The 15,401-nt window shown below is 39.3% G+C and carries 22 protein-coding genes; 16 read left to right on the top strand and 6 right to left on the bottom strand.

The features are described 5' to 3' along the window. Positions 1-63: 63 nt before the first annotated feature. The gene (locus BGC07_RS04450) at positions 64-1,812 is read right to left on the bottom strand and encodes an AsmA family protein (protein ID WP_235603362.1); all 1,749 of its coding nucleotides are present in this window, start codon (positions 1,810-1,812) and stop codon (positions 64-66) included. 209 nt (positions 1,813-2,021) lie between these two features. On the opposite strand from BGC07_RS04450, the gene BGC07_RS04445 reads away from it, so the two are divergent. Genes BGC07_RS04445 through BGC07_RS04435 form a run of 3 tightly spaced genes read left to right on the top strand, consistent with a single transcriptional unit; the run spans position 2,022 to position 5,119 of the window. After that, positions 2,022-3,755: an ABC transporter ATP-binding protein/permease gene (locus BGC07_RS04445; RefSeq protein WP_069312120.1), complete on the top strand. Its 1,734-nt coding sequence runs from the start codon at positions 2,022-2,024 to the stop codon at positions 3,753-3,755. Between the two features lie 45 nt (positions 3,756-3,800). Further along, a complete protein-coding gene (locus BGC07_RS04440) occupies positions 3,801-4,517 on the top strand; it encodes a TIGR00266 family protein (protein ID WP_069312119.1) in 717 nt (238 codons plus the stop codon). After that, positions 4,517-5,119 carry an HAD family hydrolase gene (locus BGC07_RS04435; protein WP_069312118.1) on the top strand — a complete coding sequence of 201 codons (603 nt, stop codon included), beginning with the start codon at positions 4,517-4,519 and terminating at the stop codon, positions 5,117-5,119. Before BGC07_RS04440 ends, BGC07_RS04435 begins: the two co-directional genes overlap by 1 nt. Before the next feature lie 87 nt (positions 5,120-5,206). On the opposite strand, the gene BGC07_RS04430 is transcribed toward BGC07_RS04435, so the two are convergent. Continuing rightward, positions 5,207-6,094: an ROK family protein gene (locus tag BGC07_RS04430; protein ID WP_069312117.1), complete on the bottom strand. Its 888-nt coding sequence runs from the start codon at positions 6,092-6,094 to the stop codon at positions 5,207-5,209. A 141-nt stretch (positions 6,095-6,235) separates the two neighbouring features. Here BGC07_RS04430 and BGC07_RS04425 point away from each other — a divergent pair, with 141 nt between their 5' ends. The 7 genes from BGC07_RS04425 (at position 6,236) to BGC07_RS04400 (ending at position 10,423) form a co-directional block, all read left to right on the top strand. Then, positions 6,236-6,583, top strand: coding sequence for a phosphomannose isomerase type II C-terminal cupin domain (locus BGC07_RS04425; RefSeq protein ID WP_069312116.1), 348 nt, complete (start codon positions 6,236-6,238; stop codon positions 6,581-6,583). 179 nt (positions 6,584-6,762) lie between these two features. After that, positions 6,763-6,909 (top strand): hypothetical protein, encoded by a 147-nt coding sequence (locus tag BGC07_RS20545; RefSeq protein ID WP_158006867.1) that lies wholly within the window; start codon positions 6,763-6,765, stop codon positions 6,907-6,909. A 215-nt stretch (positions 6,910-7,124) separates the two neighbouring features. Continuing rightward, positions 7,125-7,754 carry an outer membrane protein gene (locus tag BGC07_RS04420; protein ID WP_069312115.1) on the top strand — a complete coding sequence of 210 codons (630 nt, stop codon included), beginning with the start codon at positions 7,125-7,127 and terminating at the stop codon, positions 7,752-7,754. 133 nt (positions 7,755-7,887) lie between these two features. Beyond that, positions 7,888-8,469: an outer membrane beta-barrel protein gene (locus BGC07_RS04415; RefSeq protein WP_069312114.1), complete on the top strand. Its 582-nt coding sequence runs from the start codon at positions 7,888-7,890 to the stop codon at positions 8,467-8,469. A gap of 214 nt (positions 8,470-8,683) precedes the next feature. Further along, positions 8,684-9,274: an outer membrane protein gene (locus BGC07_RS04410; RefSeq protein WP_069312113.1), complete on the top strand. Its 591-nt coding sequence runs from the start codon at positions 8,684-8,686 to the stop codon at positions 9,272-9,274. A 122-nt stretch (positions 9,275-9,396) separates the two neighbouring features. Continuing rightward, positions 9,397-10,092: a tRNA (adenosine(37)-N6)-threonylcarbamoyltransferase complex dimerization subunit type 1 TsaB gene (tsaB, locus tag BGC07_RS04405; RefSeq protein WP_069312112.1), complete on the top strand. Its 696-nt coding sequence runs from the start codon at positions 9,397-9,399 to the stop codon at positions 10,090-10,092. A 76-nt stretch (positions 10,093-10,168) separates the two neighbouring features. Then, a complete protein-coding gene (locus BGC07_RS04400; RefSeq protein WP_069312111.1) occupies positions 10,169-10,423 on the top strand; it encodes a hypothetical protein in 255 nt (84 codons plus the stop codon). Here the strand turns inward: BGC07_RS04400 and BGC07_RS04395 are convergent. After that, entirely contained in the window at positions 10,420-11,322 is a 903-nt protein-coding gene (locus tag BGC07_RS04395; protein ID WP_069312110.1) for a hypothetical protein, read from the bottom strand. The genes BGC07_RS04400 and BGC07_RS04395 overlap by 4 nt on opposite strands. Positions 11,323-11,460: 138 nt before the next feature. Further along, the gene (locus tag BGC07_RS04390; RefSeq protein ID WP_069312109.1) at positions 11,461-11,742 is read right to left on the bottom strand and encodes a YciI family protein; all 282 of its coding nucleotides are present in this window, start codon (positions 11,740-11,742) and stop codon (positions 11,461-11,463) included. Between the two features lie 134 nt (positions 11,743-11,876). On the opposite strand from BGC07_RS04390, the gene BGC07_RS23070 reads away from it, so the two are divergent. From BGC07_RS23070 to BGC07_RS04370, 4 genes are all read left to right on the top strand, one after another. Next, positions 11,877-12,437 carry a LysR family transcriptional regulator gene (locus BGC07_RS23070; RefSeq protein ID WP_069312108.1) on the top strand — a complete coding sequence of 187 codons (561 nt, stop codon included), beginning with the start codon at positions 11,877-11,879 and terminating at the stop codon, positions 12,435-12,437. A gap of 11 nt (positions 12,438-12,448) precedes the next feature. Then, positions 12,449-12,775, top strand: coding sequence for a LysR substrate-binding domain-containing protein (locus BGC07_RS23065; RefSeq protein WP_069312107.1), 327 nt, complete (start codon positions 12,449-12,451; stop codon positions 12,773-12,775). 121 nt (positions 12,776-12,896) lie between these two features. Next, complete coding sequence (locus BGC07_RS04375) at positions 12,897-13,448, top strand: substrate-binding periplasmic protein (protein ID WP_069312106.1); 552 nt, start codon at positions 12,897-12,899, stop codon at positions 13,446-13,448. Then, positions 13,445-13,654, top strand: a complete 210-nt coding sequence (locus tag BGC07_RS04370; protein WP_069312105.1) for a hypothetical protein — start codon at positions 13,445-13,447, stop codon at positions 13,652-13,654. Before BGC07_RS04375 ends, BGC07_RS04370 begins: the two co-directional genes overlap by 4 nt. A gap of 272 nt (positions 13,655-13,926) precedes the next feature. Here the strand turns inward: BGC07_RS04370 and BGC07_RS23060 are convergent, their stop codons facing one another. Next, the gene (locus tag BGC07_RS23060) at positions 13,927-14,052 is read right to left on the bottom strand and encodes a hypothetical protein (RefSeq protein WP_268801612.1); all 126 of its coding nucleotides are present in this window, start codon (positions 14,050-14,052) and stop codon (positions 13,927-13,929) included. Then, positions 14,049-14,192 (bottom strand): transposase, encoded by a 144-nt coding sequence (locus BGC07_RS20050; RefSeq protein WP_077216757.1) that lies wholly within the window; start codon positions 14,190-14,192, stop codon positions 14,049-14,051. The genes BGC07_RS23060 and BGC07_RS20050 overlap by 4 nt, the downstream gene beginning before the upstream one ends. A gap of 488 nt (positions 14,193-14,680) precedes the next feature. Here BGC07_RS20050 and BGC07_RS04360 point away from each other — a divergent pair, with 488 nt between their 5' ends. Beyond that, on the top strand, positions 14,681-14,854 hold the full coding sequence (locus tag BGC07_RS04360; RefSeq protein WP_235602923.1) for a hypothetical protein: 174 nt from the start codon (positions 14,681-14,683) through the stop codon (positions 14,852-14,854). Between the two features lie 253 nt (positions 14,855-15,107). After that, the coding region (locus BGC07_RS20540) for a hypothetical protein (protein ID WP_158006866.1) at positions 15,108-15,401 on the top strand (294 nt) is incomplete at its 3' end.

Below are 15,401 nucleotides of genomic sequence, written 5' to 3'. Positions count from 1 at the left end.
TCGCTTTTTCGTAGTTCTTGCTTGATTAAGCGCGGCGCTTCATTTTGCATAAACCATTGGCTATCAAAGCCTTTGGCGCTTAGACCTTGCGTTAGAGTGCCTTGCGCGAAAAATGGGAAAGCGCACACCGATGACTGAGTTTTCACCTTGTTTAGGGTTATAACGGTAGAGTAAAACTCGAGTAAAGTAGTCTTGTGGTTGATTTAGGTTTAATGTGCCTTGACCGGTGAGCAAGTTATCAGGCAGCGCTCTGGATTTATAGTTAAATTGGGCACGGCCTTGTTTGATTGTCATATTGAGTGTAGTCGGGCTTAAATTCGTTTGCTTACTCGCTCCTTCACTGGCCTTTGCGGTATCTTTGATTTTACTAAAGGCGTGCTGAAGGGCTGATTTTGAGTCGACACGGTTAAAGGCGTCACCTGCGCCGCCGACCATTTGTACAAGGTCAAAGCCAATGAGTTGGGTATGCTGAATATTTGCACGGAGCGTACCTTGTAAGCTTGGGATAATACCTTGTTGTTGCCAGTTTTTGGGCAAGTTGAAATCAGCTTGAAGGTTTATATCTTTAGTGTGCAGTGCGATATCTTGAGGCAAAGTTGCATAGGCTTTGATGTAGGGCGTTAAGTTAGATTGGTCTAGATTAAAACTGGCTGTAAGCTTAGGTGTTGCTAGGTCGGTTAGATTAATATCACCATTAAGTTTAGAGTCATTGAGCTGTCCGGTGAGTTTAATACTCTGACTGTTATTCATCGGCTTAAACTTGAGTGCTGCTTGAGTATTTTCGAGTGGTAATTTAGGGTTAATTTCAATGCCTAAGTCTTTTAGGAAAGTGCTCAAATTGAAGTTGTTAGTTGTTAAACTGCCAATAATGCTTAAAGCTTTACCTTGTAGTAACGCATTGAGTTGCTGGACGGTGAGCGCGCCAGTGAGGTTAGCATTGGCTAGTTTGGCTTGCTTTAGACCAACTGAGAGTTGGTCTTTGGCTAAATTAAGCTCTGCTTGACCTTGCAATGTAAAAGAGATATCAGGAAGTTTAGGCCGTTTTAAATGGCTGTCGGCATTAAGCGCTGAGAGGATAAGTTCGGCCTGATTGACTTGGCCTTGAGGCAGTTTAACTAAAATCTTGCTGTTTAATGTTTGATTGAGTGTGTATTTGGGGGTAATTAGCTTAAAGCTGAGTGCAAGCGGGAAGGCTTGTTTAAGAGTGACGTTGTTTAATTTTAGATTAATATGCTCCAGACGGTAATCAGCATTAGGCGCAATAAAACTTAAACGGCTCTCTTGGACTTGAATATTTTTGGCATTGAACAAAGGCAAGTCTAGTGTTGTGTCCTTGTTGTGCGTATTTTGGACAGTTTCGGCCTGAACATGCTTTGTTTTTTTGTCTTGGCTATTATTTGTTGTATTTGCATTAGTCGTATCAGCAGTCGCTTGAGCATTTGTTTTAGTACTTGTAGTAGGTATTGCTGAATCAGGTTTGGAGTGCTGGAGCGTACTAAATGTCCAGTTGTTTTTGCCATTGGCTCTTTGGGCCAGATAAATATCAGCGCCTTTTAGGACTAAAGTATCAACTTCAATTTTTTTCTCGAATAAAGGGAAAAAATTGAGTTTGAATTTCATGCTGTCGATGTGTGTTAATGGCTTATCAAAACCTTTTGGGCTACTAAAAGTGACATCATTCGCTTCTATACCCACCCAAGGGATGATCGATACATCAAGTTTGCCCTGTATCGTTAAAGTGCGCCCTGTTTGTTCGAGAACTTGTTCTGAAATTAGTTTTTTAATTTTGTCTTTGGGTAAGAGCTGATTGATGAATATTGCAAAGAGAATAAAAATGCAATTAATAACCCAAAGAAACCGGCGAGAAATTTAACCAATCGAAGCATGCTATGGCGCACCTTTAAATTGTTGTGGTGTTCTGATTTTAATATAGTTCAGTGGCTAAAGGAAATATGCCCTTGGCACGCATTTTAGATCAACGTAAACTCGAGGGTAATATTTAAAATTATCCTAGGGATGCTATGAGCGAGAAAGAACATATTGAAAACCCGGTGACGACTTGGAAATTAGCTAAGCTGTATTGGCAATCTGATCAGAAAAAAATAGCTTATTTCTATTTAATTACTCTCATTGTTTTAACTTTATTTTCGGTAGCGCTAAATGTTGGTGTGACCTACTGGTATAAACACTTTTGGAATGCGATTCAAGATTATAATAAGAGCCTTGTCTTTGAATTAGTTCTTGTGTTTATTGTCTTAGCTACAGTATTTGTATTAACTTCTGTCTATATTTACTATGTTAGATCAAAGTTTGATGTGCGTTGGCGAGAATGGCTGACGCAATATGTCATTGATACTTGGCTCAAAGGACAAAGTTATTATTACATCGAAAATTTCGATGAATATACGGATAACCCAGACCAGCGTATTCAAGAGGATGTAAACCAGTTTGTTGCCTTGACTACATCACTGTTTCTAGGAATTCTTGATGCAGTTGTTACTTTGTGCTCTTTTATAACTTTGTTATGGGTGTTATCTGGCCCATTGACTTTATCCTTGGGCAGTTTAGGCGAGATACATATTCCAGGCTATTTGGTTTGGATTGCATTGATCTATAGTATTGCAGGGACTTACATTACTCATAAGATTGGTAAGAAATTAATCTCTTTAAACTTCAGACAACAGAAAAAAGAAGCTGACTTTCGTTTTAATGCGGTGAGAATTCGCTCGAATGCTGAAAATATCGCCCTTTATCAAGCTGAAGACAAAGAAAAAGCAGGGATATTTAAGTCATTTAGTAAAGTGATTGATATTACCTTGCAGGTGATTAACCGAGAGAAAAAATTGTTGTATTTCACGAGGGGATATAGCCAGGCTTCAGTAATTATTCCATTACTTGCAGCATTACCCATGTATTTTGCTAAGCAGATTCAGATTGGTGGTATACAACAAATTGCTTCTGCATTTGGTCAAGTAGAGAATTCATTATCTTTTTTTGTAGCTAATTACTCTGGAATCGCACAATGGCGAGCGGTGGTTCTGCGTTTGACCACCTTTATGAACAAGATGCAAGTGGTTGAGCATAAATACGCCGATGTGAAAAAACTTGAGAGAAGTGAACATAGTGGTAAGGCGGTTGTTGCCGATGGCTTAAATATTCATACTCAAACGGGGCATACTTTATTTACAGACTTGAACGTGAGGTTTGAGCCAGGTAAAGATTATTTAATTAAAGGTCCTTCTGGTGTGGGTAAAAGTACTTTTATTAAGGCATTAGCTGGGATTTGGCCGTTCGTTTCTGGGGTCGTCAGGTTACCTGAGGGTAAAAAAGTGATGTACTTGCCTCAACGTTCTTATTTTCCTTTAGGTTCGCTTAGAGAGGTTTTATTGTACCCTGGGGATATAGAAGCTAGCGATGATAAGCTGTATGGGTTATTAGATGAGGTTGGCTTGCCAAGGTTAAAAGAAGAACTGGATGAGATTAAAAACTGGAGTGAGATTTTATCACTCGGTGAGCAGCAAAAAGTAGCATTTATTCGGGTAATTTTAGCTGCACCGGATTGGGTATTTTTAGATGAGAGTACCTCGTCGCTTGATCGAGATAGCGAGAAAAAATTATATGGTTTATTGAAAGAAAAGCTACCGAATTGCTCAATTGTTAGTGTTGCGCATCGGGAGAGTGTTGCTGACTATCATGATGAAGAGGTGGTATTTAAGCCGATGAGCTCAGATGGACCTAATCCAGGTTTGGTATAAATACCGGGCATAATAGTTTAAGTGTAATTATGAAGGAATTAAAAAATGGCAGATGAAATTGATTATAAACTGATTGGACATGATTTACAGATTGTCGAGATAGAATTGGACCCTGGAGAGGCGGTGCAGGCAGAAGCGGGAGCGATGGTCTATATGCGTCAAGGTATAGAGATGCAGACCTCAACCGGGGGTGGAATATTCTCAGGTTTTAAGCGTATGCTCTCAGGAGCCGGTTTTTTTATCACTCATTTTAGTAATAATGCAAATAGTGGCAAGTCGCATGTGGCTTTTTCAGCGCCTTATCCTGGATCTATTGTGCCTATAGACCTAACTCAGCATTCAGGCGAAATCTTAGCGCAGAAAGATGCTTTTTTATGCTGCGCTCAGGGAATTAATATTGATATTGCTTTTACCAAGCGTTTATCAGCTGGTTTTTTTGGTGGAGAAGGCTTTATTTTACAACGCTTGAGTGGTGATGGTATGGCTTTTATCCATGCTGGGGGTGCAGTGCACTGTATAGAGCTAGATTCGGGTGAATCATTACGTGTTGATAGCGGTTGTTTGGCGGCTTTTGAAAAAACAGTGAGCTATGATATTCGCTTTGTTGGTGGCTTTAAAAATGCGCTGTTTGGTAAAGAAGGCTTATTTATGGCTGAGTTGGTTGGCCCGGGTAAGGTCTATGTGCAAAGTTTGCCGTTCGCTCGTCTAGCTGAACGCATGGCAACGGCCATCGGGACGAATAAGGGGCAGGGAGATGCATAATGATCAAAAATGTTATCTTTGATTTGGGTGGGGTGCTATTTGATTGGGACCCTCGTTATATTTATCGAGATTTATTGCAAACAGAAGCTGAGGTGAATCATTTTTTGGAAAATATCTGCACTAATGACTGGAACAAAGAGCAAGATGCAGGCCGGCCGTTGGCAGAAGGTACGCGGATTTTAACCGAGCAATATCCAGAGCATGCTGAGCTTATCAGCCATTATTATGGCGATTGGCCAAAGAGCTTAAAAGGTGAGATTACAGGAACGATTAATATTCTAAATCAATTAAAACGCAGAAACTTTAATTTATATGCTTTAACCAATTGGTCAGCTGAGACTTTTGTTTATGCTAAAGATAATTATGCATTTTTAAATGATTTTATTGATATTGTCGTTTCAGGAACTGAAAAGTGCGTCAAGCCGGATGCAAAGGTTTATCAAATTTTATTAGATCGTAATCATATTATAGCGAATGAATCTCTATTTATTGATGATCGCCAAGAAAATGTTGACACAGCACTTGCATTAGGTATGCAGGGAGTGACCTTTAAATCACCCGAGAAGTTACGAGAGCAACTAGAGACATTGGCTTTGATTTAAAAACCTAAAATTAAACTTCAACTCCCGCTCTCGTTGTTATTTAAAGGCACTTTAAATGTGAGAGAGGGAGCTACTATTGTTAATTAGTTACTTACTTTCAGCGAGTGCTTGTTCAGCCAGTAATAACGCGCCATAAGTGCCCGCGAGTTGCTCGAGTTTAGGATAAACAATATAGTCTTGAATATTTTCTAAAATTGCGGGATGTTGCACATAACCGTTAAGCAGTGTTGGTATTTTTGTATGGACTTTTTCAAGCAAACCCTCTTGTTGCATGACGCCGCCACCTAAAATAATGCGCTCAGGTGAATAAGTTACGATTAAACTGCTTAGGCCTACACTAATATAATGTGCTGCGAGTTCCCAAGCTGGATGGTCTTTGGGTATGCTATGTGTTGACATTTGCCAGCGTGCTTTAATGGCAGGGCCTGCGGTGCGACCTTCCCAGCAGTGATCATGGTAGGGGCAGTTGCTGTTAAATTCTGTATCATCGGGGTGAATGGGCACAAAAATATGACCCATCTCAGGGTGAGTTAGACCATGCACTGGCCTGCCGTGAATCAATGCGCCGACGCCAATGCCCGTACCGACGGTGACATAGAGCAAATTATCTAAACCTTGGCCATGGCCTAAATGGTGTTCTGCTAAGGCAGCGCCGTTGACATCTGTATCGAATTTCATCGGTAGCGCTAATGCTTCTTTGAGTGCGCCCATTAAATTAAAATTGCACCAGGGTAGCTTAGGTGTGCTAGTGATATAGCCATAGGTTGGAGACTTGAGGTTTGGGTCGATGGGACCGAAGCTGCCAACACCGAGGGCTGAAATCTCAAAATTTTTGAAAAATTCGATGATCTTGGGGATAGACTCTGCTGGGGTTGCGGTTGGAATTGAGATTTTTTCAATAATGTCATGGTCTTGATTTCCAACTGCGCAGACAATTTTAGTACCACCTGCTTCTATACCGCCGTACAACTGCATATCGATTCCTATTCTTTACTTAACTTTGACTGTTAGGGATATTAACTTGAAATGTCAATGAGTACTAGTCGCTGCTGCAGAGTCGCAGTATAATCGGTTAAATTTGGTTCAATTTGATGAAAATTAGACAGGAGTGTAGTGATGGGTGTAACCCGTGAAGAACGCCCTTGGGGGTTTTATGAAAGTCTACGTATGGCAGATAACTATCAGATCAAACGCATTGTTGTAAAGCCGGGCGCTGAGCTTTCTTTGCAGTTGCATCACAAACGTGCTGAACATTGGGTTGTTGTTGCCGGTGTTGCTGATGTAACCCGTGATGATCAGATCATACGCTTAGAGCGCGATGGTCATATTTACTTGCCAGTTGAGTGTAAGCATCGCATTAAAAATGTCGGTGAGACTGATGTTGAATTTATTGAAGTGCAAGTTGGTGATTATTTGGGTGAAGATGATATTGTCCGTTTTGAAGATCGTTACGGCCGTGCTTAATTAAAATCAGCCGTAATTTTTCTGAATCTAAAGCCTGCAAGTGCAGGCTTTTTTAGTTGAGTTACTCAGTTTTATTTCTTGTTATAACATGATTTTTATTGATTTTTTGATGCATTGCGACAATAAATTAGAGAAGATAAGGGAGAAAAATCAGATCCTGCAGATCAAGGAGAAACGCGATGCAAAATCAACTCATTGATGAAAATGCTAAATTGGAAGAGCGTATAGAGAATAAAACAGTAGATGTGATTAAACCGATTATTGCGGAGGGGGAGAGTGAACCGGTAAAAATCACTAGTGAAGTTGCGAATGAACTAGAAAACTAGAACGATAAAACTTTAAATAATAATTACGGTACATCAAAAAATTACTACGAGCCTCGGTCTTGTGCACACGCCTGTGTGCATTTTTATTTTATCTTTTTCTGAAAATATCTTTTAATTTTAGCTGGTTAGTTGTTTGACTTAGCTGAATAAGCTTTGTTAAAGTAGGCCGGTGTGATAAATAAGAAAGTTTCTAAAATCTTACGGAGAGAGTTCTCATGATGAAAAAAATATTAATTGCTGCAAGCGTTGCAGCTGCTCTTGGTGTATCTGGCACAGCGATGGCCGGTGGTGGTGCTTTAGGCATGCCAGCAGGTCATCATGTCTATTTAGAGGGTGCTCTAGGTTACGTTAATCAGCAAGACTTGCCAAATGCTGCTACGGGCGTTTCGAAAGATGATAAAAATATTGGTGGTCGTGTGGCTGTAGGTTACATGTATGACCTTAACCCGATGTGGGGTATAGGTGCTGAGTTAGGTTGGGGCTATTATGGGAAAACTGAATACAGCGCTGGCGGGAATTCGCTTAATTTGAAATCAACAGCTTGGGACGTGTCTGCAGTAGGTACTTGGCATATCAATCCACAGTTTGACCTCTTTGGTAAGGCAGGTATGGCTTATGAAGACTTCAATGGTAGTGGTACAGTAGGTGGACAAAGTTTAAGTGGAGATAATAAAGAGTGGAAGCCACTTTTAGGCATAGGTGTTGGTTATAACTTTAACCCAAATCTACAGCTTAATTTGACTTATACTCATATCTTTGGTGATGATATGAGTTCTGGTGTTATTAGTGATAGTGATGTGGCTACAGTTAATTCTGTGCTGCTGGGTGTTCGCTACACTTTCTAAGTTTCTTCTCTAGATATTTGAAAAGCTCGCAATTGCGGGCTTTTTTATTGCCTGAAATAACTTTAAGTTGTGATGTGTTGATAGTTTGCTAGATTAAAAAGAGCGTATACGTTTTTTTCAGTAGGGTGCGGCCATGAAAAAAGTGATTACAGGGTTAGCCTGTCTTTTAGCAATATCACTATCAATACCTAGCTGGGCTGCGCCATCTGGGCTATATATAGAAGGGACCTTTGGCTGGGTCGGCCAATCTGGCCTGCCGTCGCAAACTGCCTTGTCTGCAACGGAGAAAACGGACAAACATATGGGTGGCCGTGTTGCGATAGGTTGTAGTTTTGAGTTAGATCAGCAGTTAAGTCTAGGAGCTGAATTGGGTTGGGGATCTTATGGTCGTTCGGATTATGGTTCTGTGGGTCCGTTAGATTCTTCTGCCATTGACCTGCAAGCTGTGGGAAATTTTTATATCAACCCGCAGGTTTCTTTGATAGGTAAACTTGGTTTAGCTTATTCGAGTTTAAAAGTGAACAATGCCTTTACTGATGGAAATCGTGACGAATTTAATGTGATTTTCGGTGTTGGGATGGGGTATGACATTAGCCAGAATCTACAGTTTAATGTTATTTATTCGCATATTTTTGGTCACGATGTAAATATCGATAATAGTTCAAACACAGCGACGATCAATGCAGTATTACTGGGTATTAAATATACATTCTAGTCTTGTGCTTTCAAGCAAGACAGTTTGCCTTGCTTTTATTGCTTGTGTTTTAGATTTACCTTGGGTTCATTAATCTTTCCTTAATAGAAAAAATCCTATATTTATTGTTTAATGCCTTGTAGCACAAGGCTTAATTGCTTATAGTTGACTTTAGTTTTTAAAACTTTCATCATAATTCGGCAAATGAAAAAAATAGTATTGAGAGAGAGTGATTATGATTAAAAAAACTTTGATTGCCGCTGCTGTTATCGGTAGCATGGGCGTAACTGCGGCTGCATTTGCACAAACAGGTGTTTATGTCGAAGGTCAAGCCGGTTATACCCTACAACGTAAGATGAACGTCCCAACTGCGACAAATAAAGATCGCAAGAAAATCGGTGGTCGTGTAGCGATTGGTTATAACTACGATATTAACGATATGTTTGGCCTGGGTGCTGAACTGGGTTATGGCTACTATGGCAAAACATCTTATACCGTACCAGGAGTAACTGGTGATGCGACTGCTAAATCAACTGGTTTTGATTTGGTTGTTGTACCGACATGGCACATCAATCCGCAGTTTGATCTGTTTGCAAAAGCAGGCTTAATGCGTGAGAAGCTTTCTGGAGAAGATGCTGCTCACGGTGATAATACGGCAACTAAGGTTGTTGCAGGTTTGGGTGCAGGCTATAACATCACACCCGCATTACAAATTAACATGACTTACCAGCATGTCTTTGGTAATAACATGGATAACGGTGCAACTAGTGATAGTGATGTTCCTAGCATCGACAGCGTCTTTGCAGGTGTTAAATACACGTTCTAAGAACGGTAAACCTGACGTTAAAAAGCCCGCAGTTGCGGGCTTTTTTTTATGCGTTAGAATAGGCGAGATATAATTTTATAATCGAGTAGATAGCTGAATAATAAAAAGGCAGTGGAGAAGCAATGAAAATTTTAGCATTAGAAACAGCAACCGAAGCTTGTTCAATTGCTTTGCAAGTGGGTGATGAGGTTATTGTTGACCACCGTATTGCACCGCGCCAGCATACTGAGCTGCTATTGCCGATGATCAAAGAGCTACTTAGTAAAGCTAGCCTTCAAGCTCAAGATTTGGATGGCATTGCTTTTGGCCGTGGTCCAGGAGCTTTTACGGGAGTAAGAATTGCTTGTGGAATTGCTCAGGGTTTAGCGCTCGGTGCAGGCGTGCCATTATTATCAGTTTCGACATTGCAAACCCTTGCTCAGGGGGCTTATCGTCAGCATGGTGCTGAAAAAATCATTACAGCCATTGATGCGCGCATGAATGAAGTCTATTATGCTGCATTTGAGATTACTGAGAAGCGACTTGCTCAAGCGCTTATCTTTGAGAGAGTCTGTGCGCCTGAGAATATTGAATCACCTGAGAGTAATGGCTCGTGGTGTGGTGTGGGGACTGGTTTTGCAAGCTATGCACAGGCATTGAATTGTGAATTGGGACAATATCTAACAAAGGTGATTGATGATGCATTGCCTAATGCGATTGATATTTTGCCAATGGCACGAGATTTACTTGCACAAGGGAAAGTAACAGCGCTAGAAGATGCGGTGCCTGTTTACTTACGCGATAATATTGCTAAAAAATCAACGAAAAGAGTATTTTAATTTTTTAAACTCTCTCAATTTGACTTTAAAGGGTCTATGTATTTAGCTTAAAGTAAGAGGCTAGGAAGGGATTTTTATGTCTGCGCTTGGGCTAGTCAATACATCTTACTTTCCAGTAACGCATACTTCTGGCGCGCAGGCTCATGCGACAGTCACGCCTGTTCAAAAGCAAGTAAAAGAAAATCATCAGCAGCAATCAACCTACCAATATTGGCAAGTTCAGCCTAATATTCGCTCAGAGCGTGCGGTTGCAACGTATGAGCAGTTCTCACGTAACAAAGACAAAGAGCAGCGAGTCAATCAACTCGCTCGTGTCGATCTTTACGCTTAATATACGTCTAGCGATGTTCTATAATCATTTTGGAGGATGTCTTGGTTTTTCCTCGCTTCTTCTTGTGCACAAGTGTGAAGAGGGGTACTATCCCCCAGAGAGTTGAGCATGTCTTTTATGTCTTGCGGGTCTAGAGAAAAAGAAAAATCATCGATCTTTTGGCCATTAAGTTGTATCTGTAAGAATTGATTGAATAGGTCATAATTTTGCAGTGCTTTTCTTGCTTTGAAGTAAGCCTTGGCGAGGCGTGGTATTTCATATTCTTTAGCTTCGATATTAAGGAGGGTTTGTTGTAAGCCAGATTTTTTATTTATAGAAGATGCTAGCTGAGCGATAGTACTTACTTGCTTGTCTGCTTGTTCTTCTAACTGTTCTTCAGGGCTATTCTCAAGGTCAATGGGCTTTTGAAAACGCGTGGTTATTTCTATTGGAGCATCAGGCGCAGGTTGTATTATTTTAGCATCTAATTTTGGCCCTTGATTTAACTGGTAACCAGAAATGTTAAAACCGTTGCTTGTTTTCTCTACTTTGTCTATCGAGACTCCATCTTGCTGTAATAGATGGTCTCTTAGATCTTTAGCGCTCATTGCCATCAAATCTTGTTCTAAAGCGAACGTGTTGTTTGTTATTTGATGCTGTGGTGCAGGTTCAGGGCTAGGTGTTAAGTTCAGCTCTTGCTGATGCAGTTTTTGTATCTGAGTGATGGCTTTCTCTGGCTCTTTTAGGCTTTTTGTTGGAATATCAAAAGGGTCAAGTTGCTTTTTAAGATCTTCCTGGGCTTGTTGCAACTGTGCTGACAGATTATTTTCAGTTATTTCTTGGATGTAGATTGATATTATAGCGATAATTTGCTCTTTTTCTTTTGGGGTTTTTTCTTTCCACCATTGTTCGAGTGTCATCTGTTTGTAATCCTATGCTATTTTAACGTTGCTATGGCATGATTTATTGGCATTAAATACCAGTTTTTGATAAATTAGTTAACATTATTTTTTATATCGCCAGTAAGATCAACAGATAAGGTTATGGATTTTTTTCAGTTAAGTAGAGCTGATTTCAAGCTGATTTTTGTCATAGCAACGCCACTCAATCACAGCATATTCAGCTAAATGATGAGTATAAAAAGGGTCTTGCTCTATCATTTGCCAAGCTTGTTCTTTCGTATCGGTAAATAAAATCATCCCTCCTGTGCGAGGTTCTAATGGGCCGGCGAGGAGTACTAAACTATCATTCATGTAATTTTCTATGATAATGCGATGTGCCGCTTTATGTTGATCTAAGTGTGCTAAATCAACCTTGTAGTCGAGCTTAATAAGGAGCATACTGGTTGCCTTTGCCGTTTATTGTTAATAAAAGTAGCCTAACAAAGGCAGGATATTATGATAATGAGCGCATTCAGTAAAACTGTATTTATCTATTCGAAATAATAAAAAATATTGAGATTAAGAGTGAAAAAATGTTGGCTCCTTTAGAAACTTATATTGCTGTTGTTGAAGAAGGCTCACTAGCAAAAGCGGCGCGGCGTTTAAAACTATCGACAGCTTCAATAACGCGACGAATTAATCAACTAGAAGAAGACTTAGCTGTTCAACTGCTAATTCGAACGACTCGCCATGTGTCTGTGACTGAAAAAGGTCAGGCATTTTATCAGAGTAGTTTGAAAATTATTGCTGAGTATCGCTCTGCTTATCATGCAATAACAGAGTCTTCTGAGCTGATTGGCAAAGTGAAGTTAGGTGTTCCTGCTTCTTTATATTTTGATTATTTATTACCTAACCTACCTGATTTTATTGAGCAATATCCAAATTTACAGCTAGAGATTGTTCAAGGAAACCATTTGGACCACCTGATTAGCCAGGGGTTTGATTTGGCTTTACACTGTGGCGAGTTAGTTGATAGCTCGTTATATGCGAAGAAAATTGGTTTGTGGTCTAAATATATCTGTGCAAGCCCTGGTTTTTTTCAGAAAAAAATAAGGTTAATATTATTAATCACTGCACAAGCCAAGTTCTTTTAGAACTCGATTGTTTGGATCACTATGATAATCGCCACGGTGGTTGGTGGCTACAAAATGAGGGTGAGCGATTTTTGCAGCCGATCCAATTAACACACACGACGAACAGTAGCTTGGCTCTGCGACAAATGGCGATTGCTGGGTTAGGTGTGGTTTATTTACCAAGTTTTACGGTTAGATCTGCAATTAAGCAGGGCGAATTAATCCGAATTTTACTTAATTATGAGCCACAGTCATTACCTATGTATGCGGTTAGCTTGCAACCTTGGCGACAGCAGACGAAACTTATTTTTTTACTCGAGTGGCTAAAGGAAGTGCTGCAAGGTGCGATACTCTCTTAGTATCGTGCTTATTCTAAATTTTATTGCTCATGAAAATGGGCGGTATTAAAGATACTGTAATATTATTAATGTAATTGTTAAATTTAAATTTAAATTAATTAATTAATTTGAAACCTTGCTTATGAAAATATTAGTATTTATTTTAATACACGTGCTATTGATCATTATTCCTAATCTTTCTATCTCAAGGACGGTATCTGTTTGTTGGGAAGCAGAGCTGAAACCTCCTTATATATTTAAGGACTTGCAGGGAAAATTAAAGGGAGTCGCTTATGATATAGTGGTTCAAGCACTAAAAAGTCAAAACCTTAATGTAAAGAATATGGTATTACCTTGGAAAAGATGTTTATCAAATGCGGCAGCAGGAAAGGTTGATCTTGTTCCAAATGCATCTTTTAAAGAACAACGGTTAAAATTTGCTCATTACAGTTTGCCCTTGTATACAACACACCTAATGTTGGTTTATAACAAGGAAAAATTTAAAGATATTCCTAAAATTCAAAAAATTTCTGAGCTGCATAAATTTAAAATAGGAGGAGTTTTAGGCTTTAATTACTCTAAGTTTGTAGGTGTTGATATCATTAGAGCTAATTCAAGGAAAACACTTATTGATCAGTTGCTTTTGAACCGTATTGACTTTGCAATTTTGCAAAAAGAAGTTTTCAACGAATGAAAAAAGAGAAACTGATAACAGCGGAAAACCTTTGGTTTACTCCAGCACCGGTTATGAAAGAAAAAACATATTATGTCTTAGTCTCGAAGAGTGTTCCTGAGTCGTTAAACTTAAAGACCTTACTAGATCAAGGTATTAAAACACTTCATGAAGGTAATGCTATCGAGGTGATTTATAAACAATATGGGTTATCTGCAACGCCCTAGATTTGATCCAGCAAACTCAATGTATCTGGTGATATTTCCATCCCCCTTCACGCTCAAGCACTTAGGAAATATAATACTCTGAACTATCAACCATAATATGAAAGGCGAATTTTTCGGTTTTCTGTGCCGTATGAAGCAATGGGTTGGTTCTTGTTTGTATCGCATTTTTCGAATAATATTTCGAGATATTCAAATTTAAGCTGGATTAATCCTAATTAAAGTCGATTTTCTGCATAAACTTTCCTCAACTAAGTGACGTCGACTTGCTGCGGTTATAGCTTTTTTTCAACAATATCCTTGAGCACTTTGCCCTCTAGGCTAATGTCTACGTACATCTGTTTTAGGCGACGGTTTTCCTCTTTCAGTGATTTTAAGCGTCGTAGATCCGAAACACTCATCCCTTGTATTTGGATCTGAATTTGTAGTAGCTGCTTTTAGCAATGCCATACTGACGGAAAATATCTTCAACTTTAACATCGGCTTCGCCTTCATTGGGCATGGCTACAATCTGTGACTCTGTTAATTTTGATCGTTTCATCTTCCTTCTCCTGTCTAAGTTAATTTAACAGAAGATTCTACTTATCATTTGTACTATTTTAGGGGAGGGCTGCCAATAGCTAACAATATAGAAAAATAGAAGTTTTTATTAATTATCAAACTTATTTTACATGTTACTATAAGCGAAATTTATTTTTTATATATAAGAAAACAGAGTTTGTTTTATATATTTATGTGTTTTTATTTTAGTTTGGTAAGGTTTTCTTCCTAAACAAGTATTTAAGTTTTTGGAATGTAGTATGCCTGAATACAAGATCGGAGTAGTAACCTAGAATATATAGGTAATAAATAATGTTGGTGAAGGGTGCGCTGGTCAGGTTGTAGATGAGTTGTCAAAAGACGTGGATATTCTTTTATTTCCGTTTGTTATTAATGTTGATCAATATGGTTAGCCGGTAAGTTTATTTTTAAATAGGGAATACATTCCCTATTTATCGAAAAAATATAGGATAAATAAAGATGCCTTCGATGCAAATTAGAAACAAAAAAGTATTAGATAAGTTAATTCAGTTAGAAAAAATATTAAAGGATCCTAAAACAACGAAGAAGCAAAAAGAGGAGATAGAGTCCATGATAGACTCTATACCTCACGAAAAGGGTTCATCATCCGATGCGAGCCAGGGAGCGCCAAGCGCGGGGTGAGTATTCCGAGGTAGGCTCGGATTTTTAGCAGAGCGGAGTGACGTAGGGCCTTTAGGTCCGGAGTCGGCGGAACGAGTGTCTAAAAATCTATACGAGCCGTAGAGTCATCTGAGAGCGAGATGCGGAGTGTGCCGAATTAAGGCACGGAGCGTCTCGTGACGGGGACGGCCGAGGCATTATAGTCGTCGCGTTTTGCGAGGCGATTTTGCACCATGGAAGTGCAAAATACCTACCGAGGTAGCGACGCTTCCGAATGTATTCTGCCTTATATATCGCTTATATTTGGCAGCGAATGGGCAATATAGCGACCGCCTCTCTGAGTGAAAAAGTAGGATATTTAAAGGAATATATTAATACTTTTCAAAAAAATGAAGTAGATGACCAACAGGAATCTAATCTATTTAAAAATATAGAAAGTACACTAGAGAGTCATGATTTAGTTTTTAGCAAACAGAGTGATATAACGTCAGCATTGGACTTAAAAAGAGACCCGAGTATTCCATTTTCAGTGGCTACAATAATTGCGGACCTTACAATGGATAAGGGT

The organism is Piscirickettsia litoralis, assembly GCF_001720395.1.
Taxonomy (GTDB): domain Bacteria; phylum Pseudomonadota; class Gammaproteobacteria; order Piscirickettsiales; family Piscirickettsiaceae; genus Piscirickettsia; species Piscirickettsia litoralis.
This window is presented reverse-complemented; position numbering and strand designations above follow the sequence as displayed.

Bases quoted from the DNA above. Each gene is read 5' to 3' on its own strand.
- tsaB (WP_069312112.1), top strand. From the start codon at position 9,397: ATGAAAATTTTAGCATTAGAAACAGCAACCGAAGCTTGTTCAATTGCT.
- BGC07_RS04375 (WP_069312106.1), top strand. From the start codon at position 12,897: ATGAAAATATTAGTATTTATTTTAATACACGTGCTATTGATCATTATT.
- BGC07_RS04395 (WP_069312110.1), bottom strand. From the start codon at position 11,322: ATGACACTCGAACAATGGTGGAAAGAAAAAACCCCAAAAGAAAAAGAG.
- BGC07_RS23060 (WP_268801612.1), bottom strand. From the start codon at position 14,052: ATGAGTGTTTCGGATCTACGACGCTTAAAATCACTGAAAGAGGAAAAC.
- BGC07_RS04420 (WP_069312115.1), top strand. From the start codon at position 7,125: ATGATGAAAAAAATATTAATTGCTGCAAGCGTTGCAGCTGCTCTTGGT.
- BGC07_RS04445 (WP_069312120.1), top strand. From the start codon at position 2,022: ATGAGCGAGAAAGAACATATTGAAAACCCGGTGACGACTTGGAAATTA.
- BGC07_RS04370 (WP_069312105.1), top strand. From the start codon at position 13,445: ATGAAAAAAGAGAAACTGATAACAGCGGAAAACCTTTGGTTTACTCCA.
- BGC07_RS04440 (WP_069312119.1), top strand. From the start codon at position 3,801: ATGGCAGATGAAATTGATTATAAACTGATTGGACATGATTTACAGATT.
- BGC07_RS04360 (WP_235602923.1), top strand. From the start codon at position 14,681: ATGCAAATTAGAAACAAAAAAGTATTAGATAAGTTAATTCAGTTAGAA.
- BGC07_RS04435 (WP_069312118.1), top strand. From the start codon at position 4,517: ATGATCAAAAATGTTATCTTTGATTTGGGTGGGGTGCTATTTGATTGG.
- BGC07_RS04400 (WP_069312111.1), top strand. From the start codon at position 10,169: ATGTCTGCGCTTGGGCTAGTCAATACATCTTACTTTCCAGTAACGCAT.
- BGC07_RS04425 (WP_069312116.1), top strand. From the start codon at position 6,236: ATGGGTGTAACCCGTGAAGAACGCCCTTGGGGGTTTTATGAAAGTCTA.
- BGC07_RS04410 (WP_069312113.1), top strand. From the start codon at position 8,684: ATGATTAAAAAAACTTTGATTGCCGCTGCTGTTATCGGTAGCATGGGC.
- BGC07_RS20545 (WP_158006867.1), top strand. From the start codon at position 6,763: ATGCAAAATCAACTCATTGATGAAAATGCTAAATTGGAAGAGCGTATA.
- BGC07_RS04390 (WP_069312109.1), bottom strand. From the start codon at position 11,742: ATGCTCCTTATTAAGCTCGACTACAAGGTTGATTTAGCACACTTAGAT.
- BGC07_RS04430 (WP_069312117.1), bottom strand. From the start codon at position 6,094: ATGCAGTTGTACGGCGGTATAGAAGCAGGTGGTACTAAAATTGTCTGC.
- BGC07_RS23070 (WP_069312108.1), top strand. From the start codon at position 11,877: ATGTTGGCTCCTTTAGAAACTTATATTGCTGTTGTTGAAGAAGGCTCA.
- BGC07_RS20050 (WP_077216757.1), bottom strand. From the start codon at position 14,192: ATGAAACGATCAAAATTAACAGAGTCACAGATTGTAGCCATGCCCAAT.
- BGC07_RS04415 (WP_069312114.1), top strand. From the start codon at position 7,888: ATGAAAAAAGTGATTACAGGGTTAGCCTGTCTTTTAGCAATATCACTA.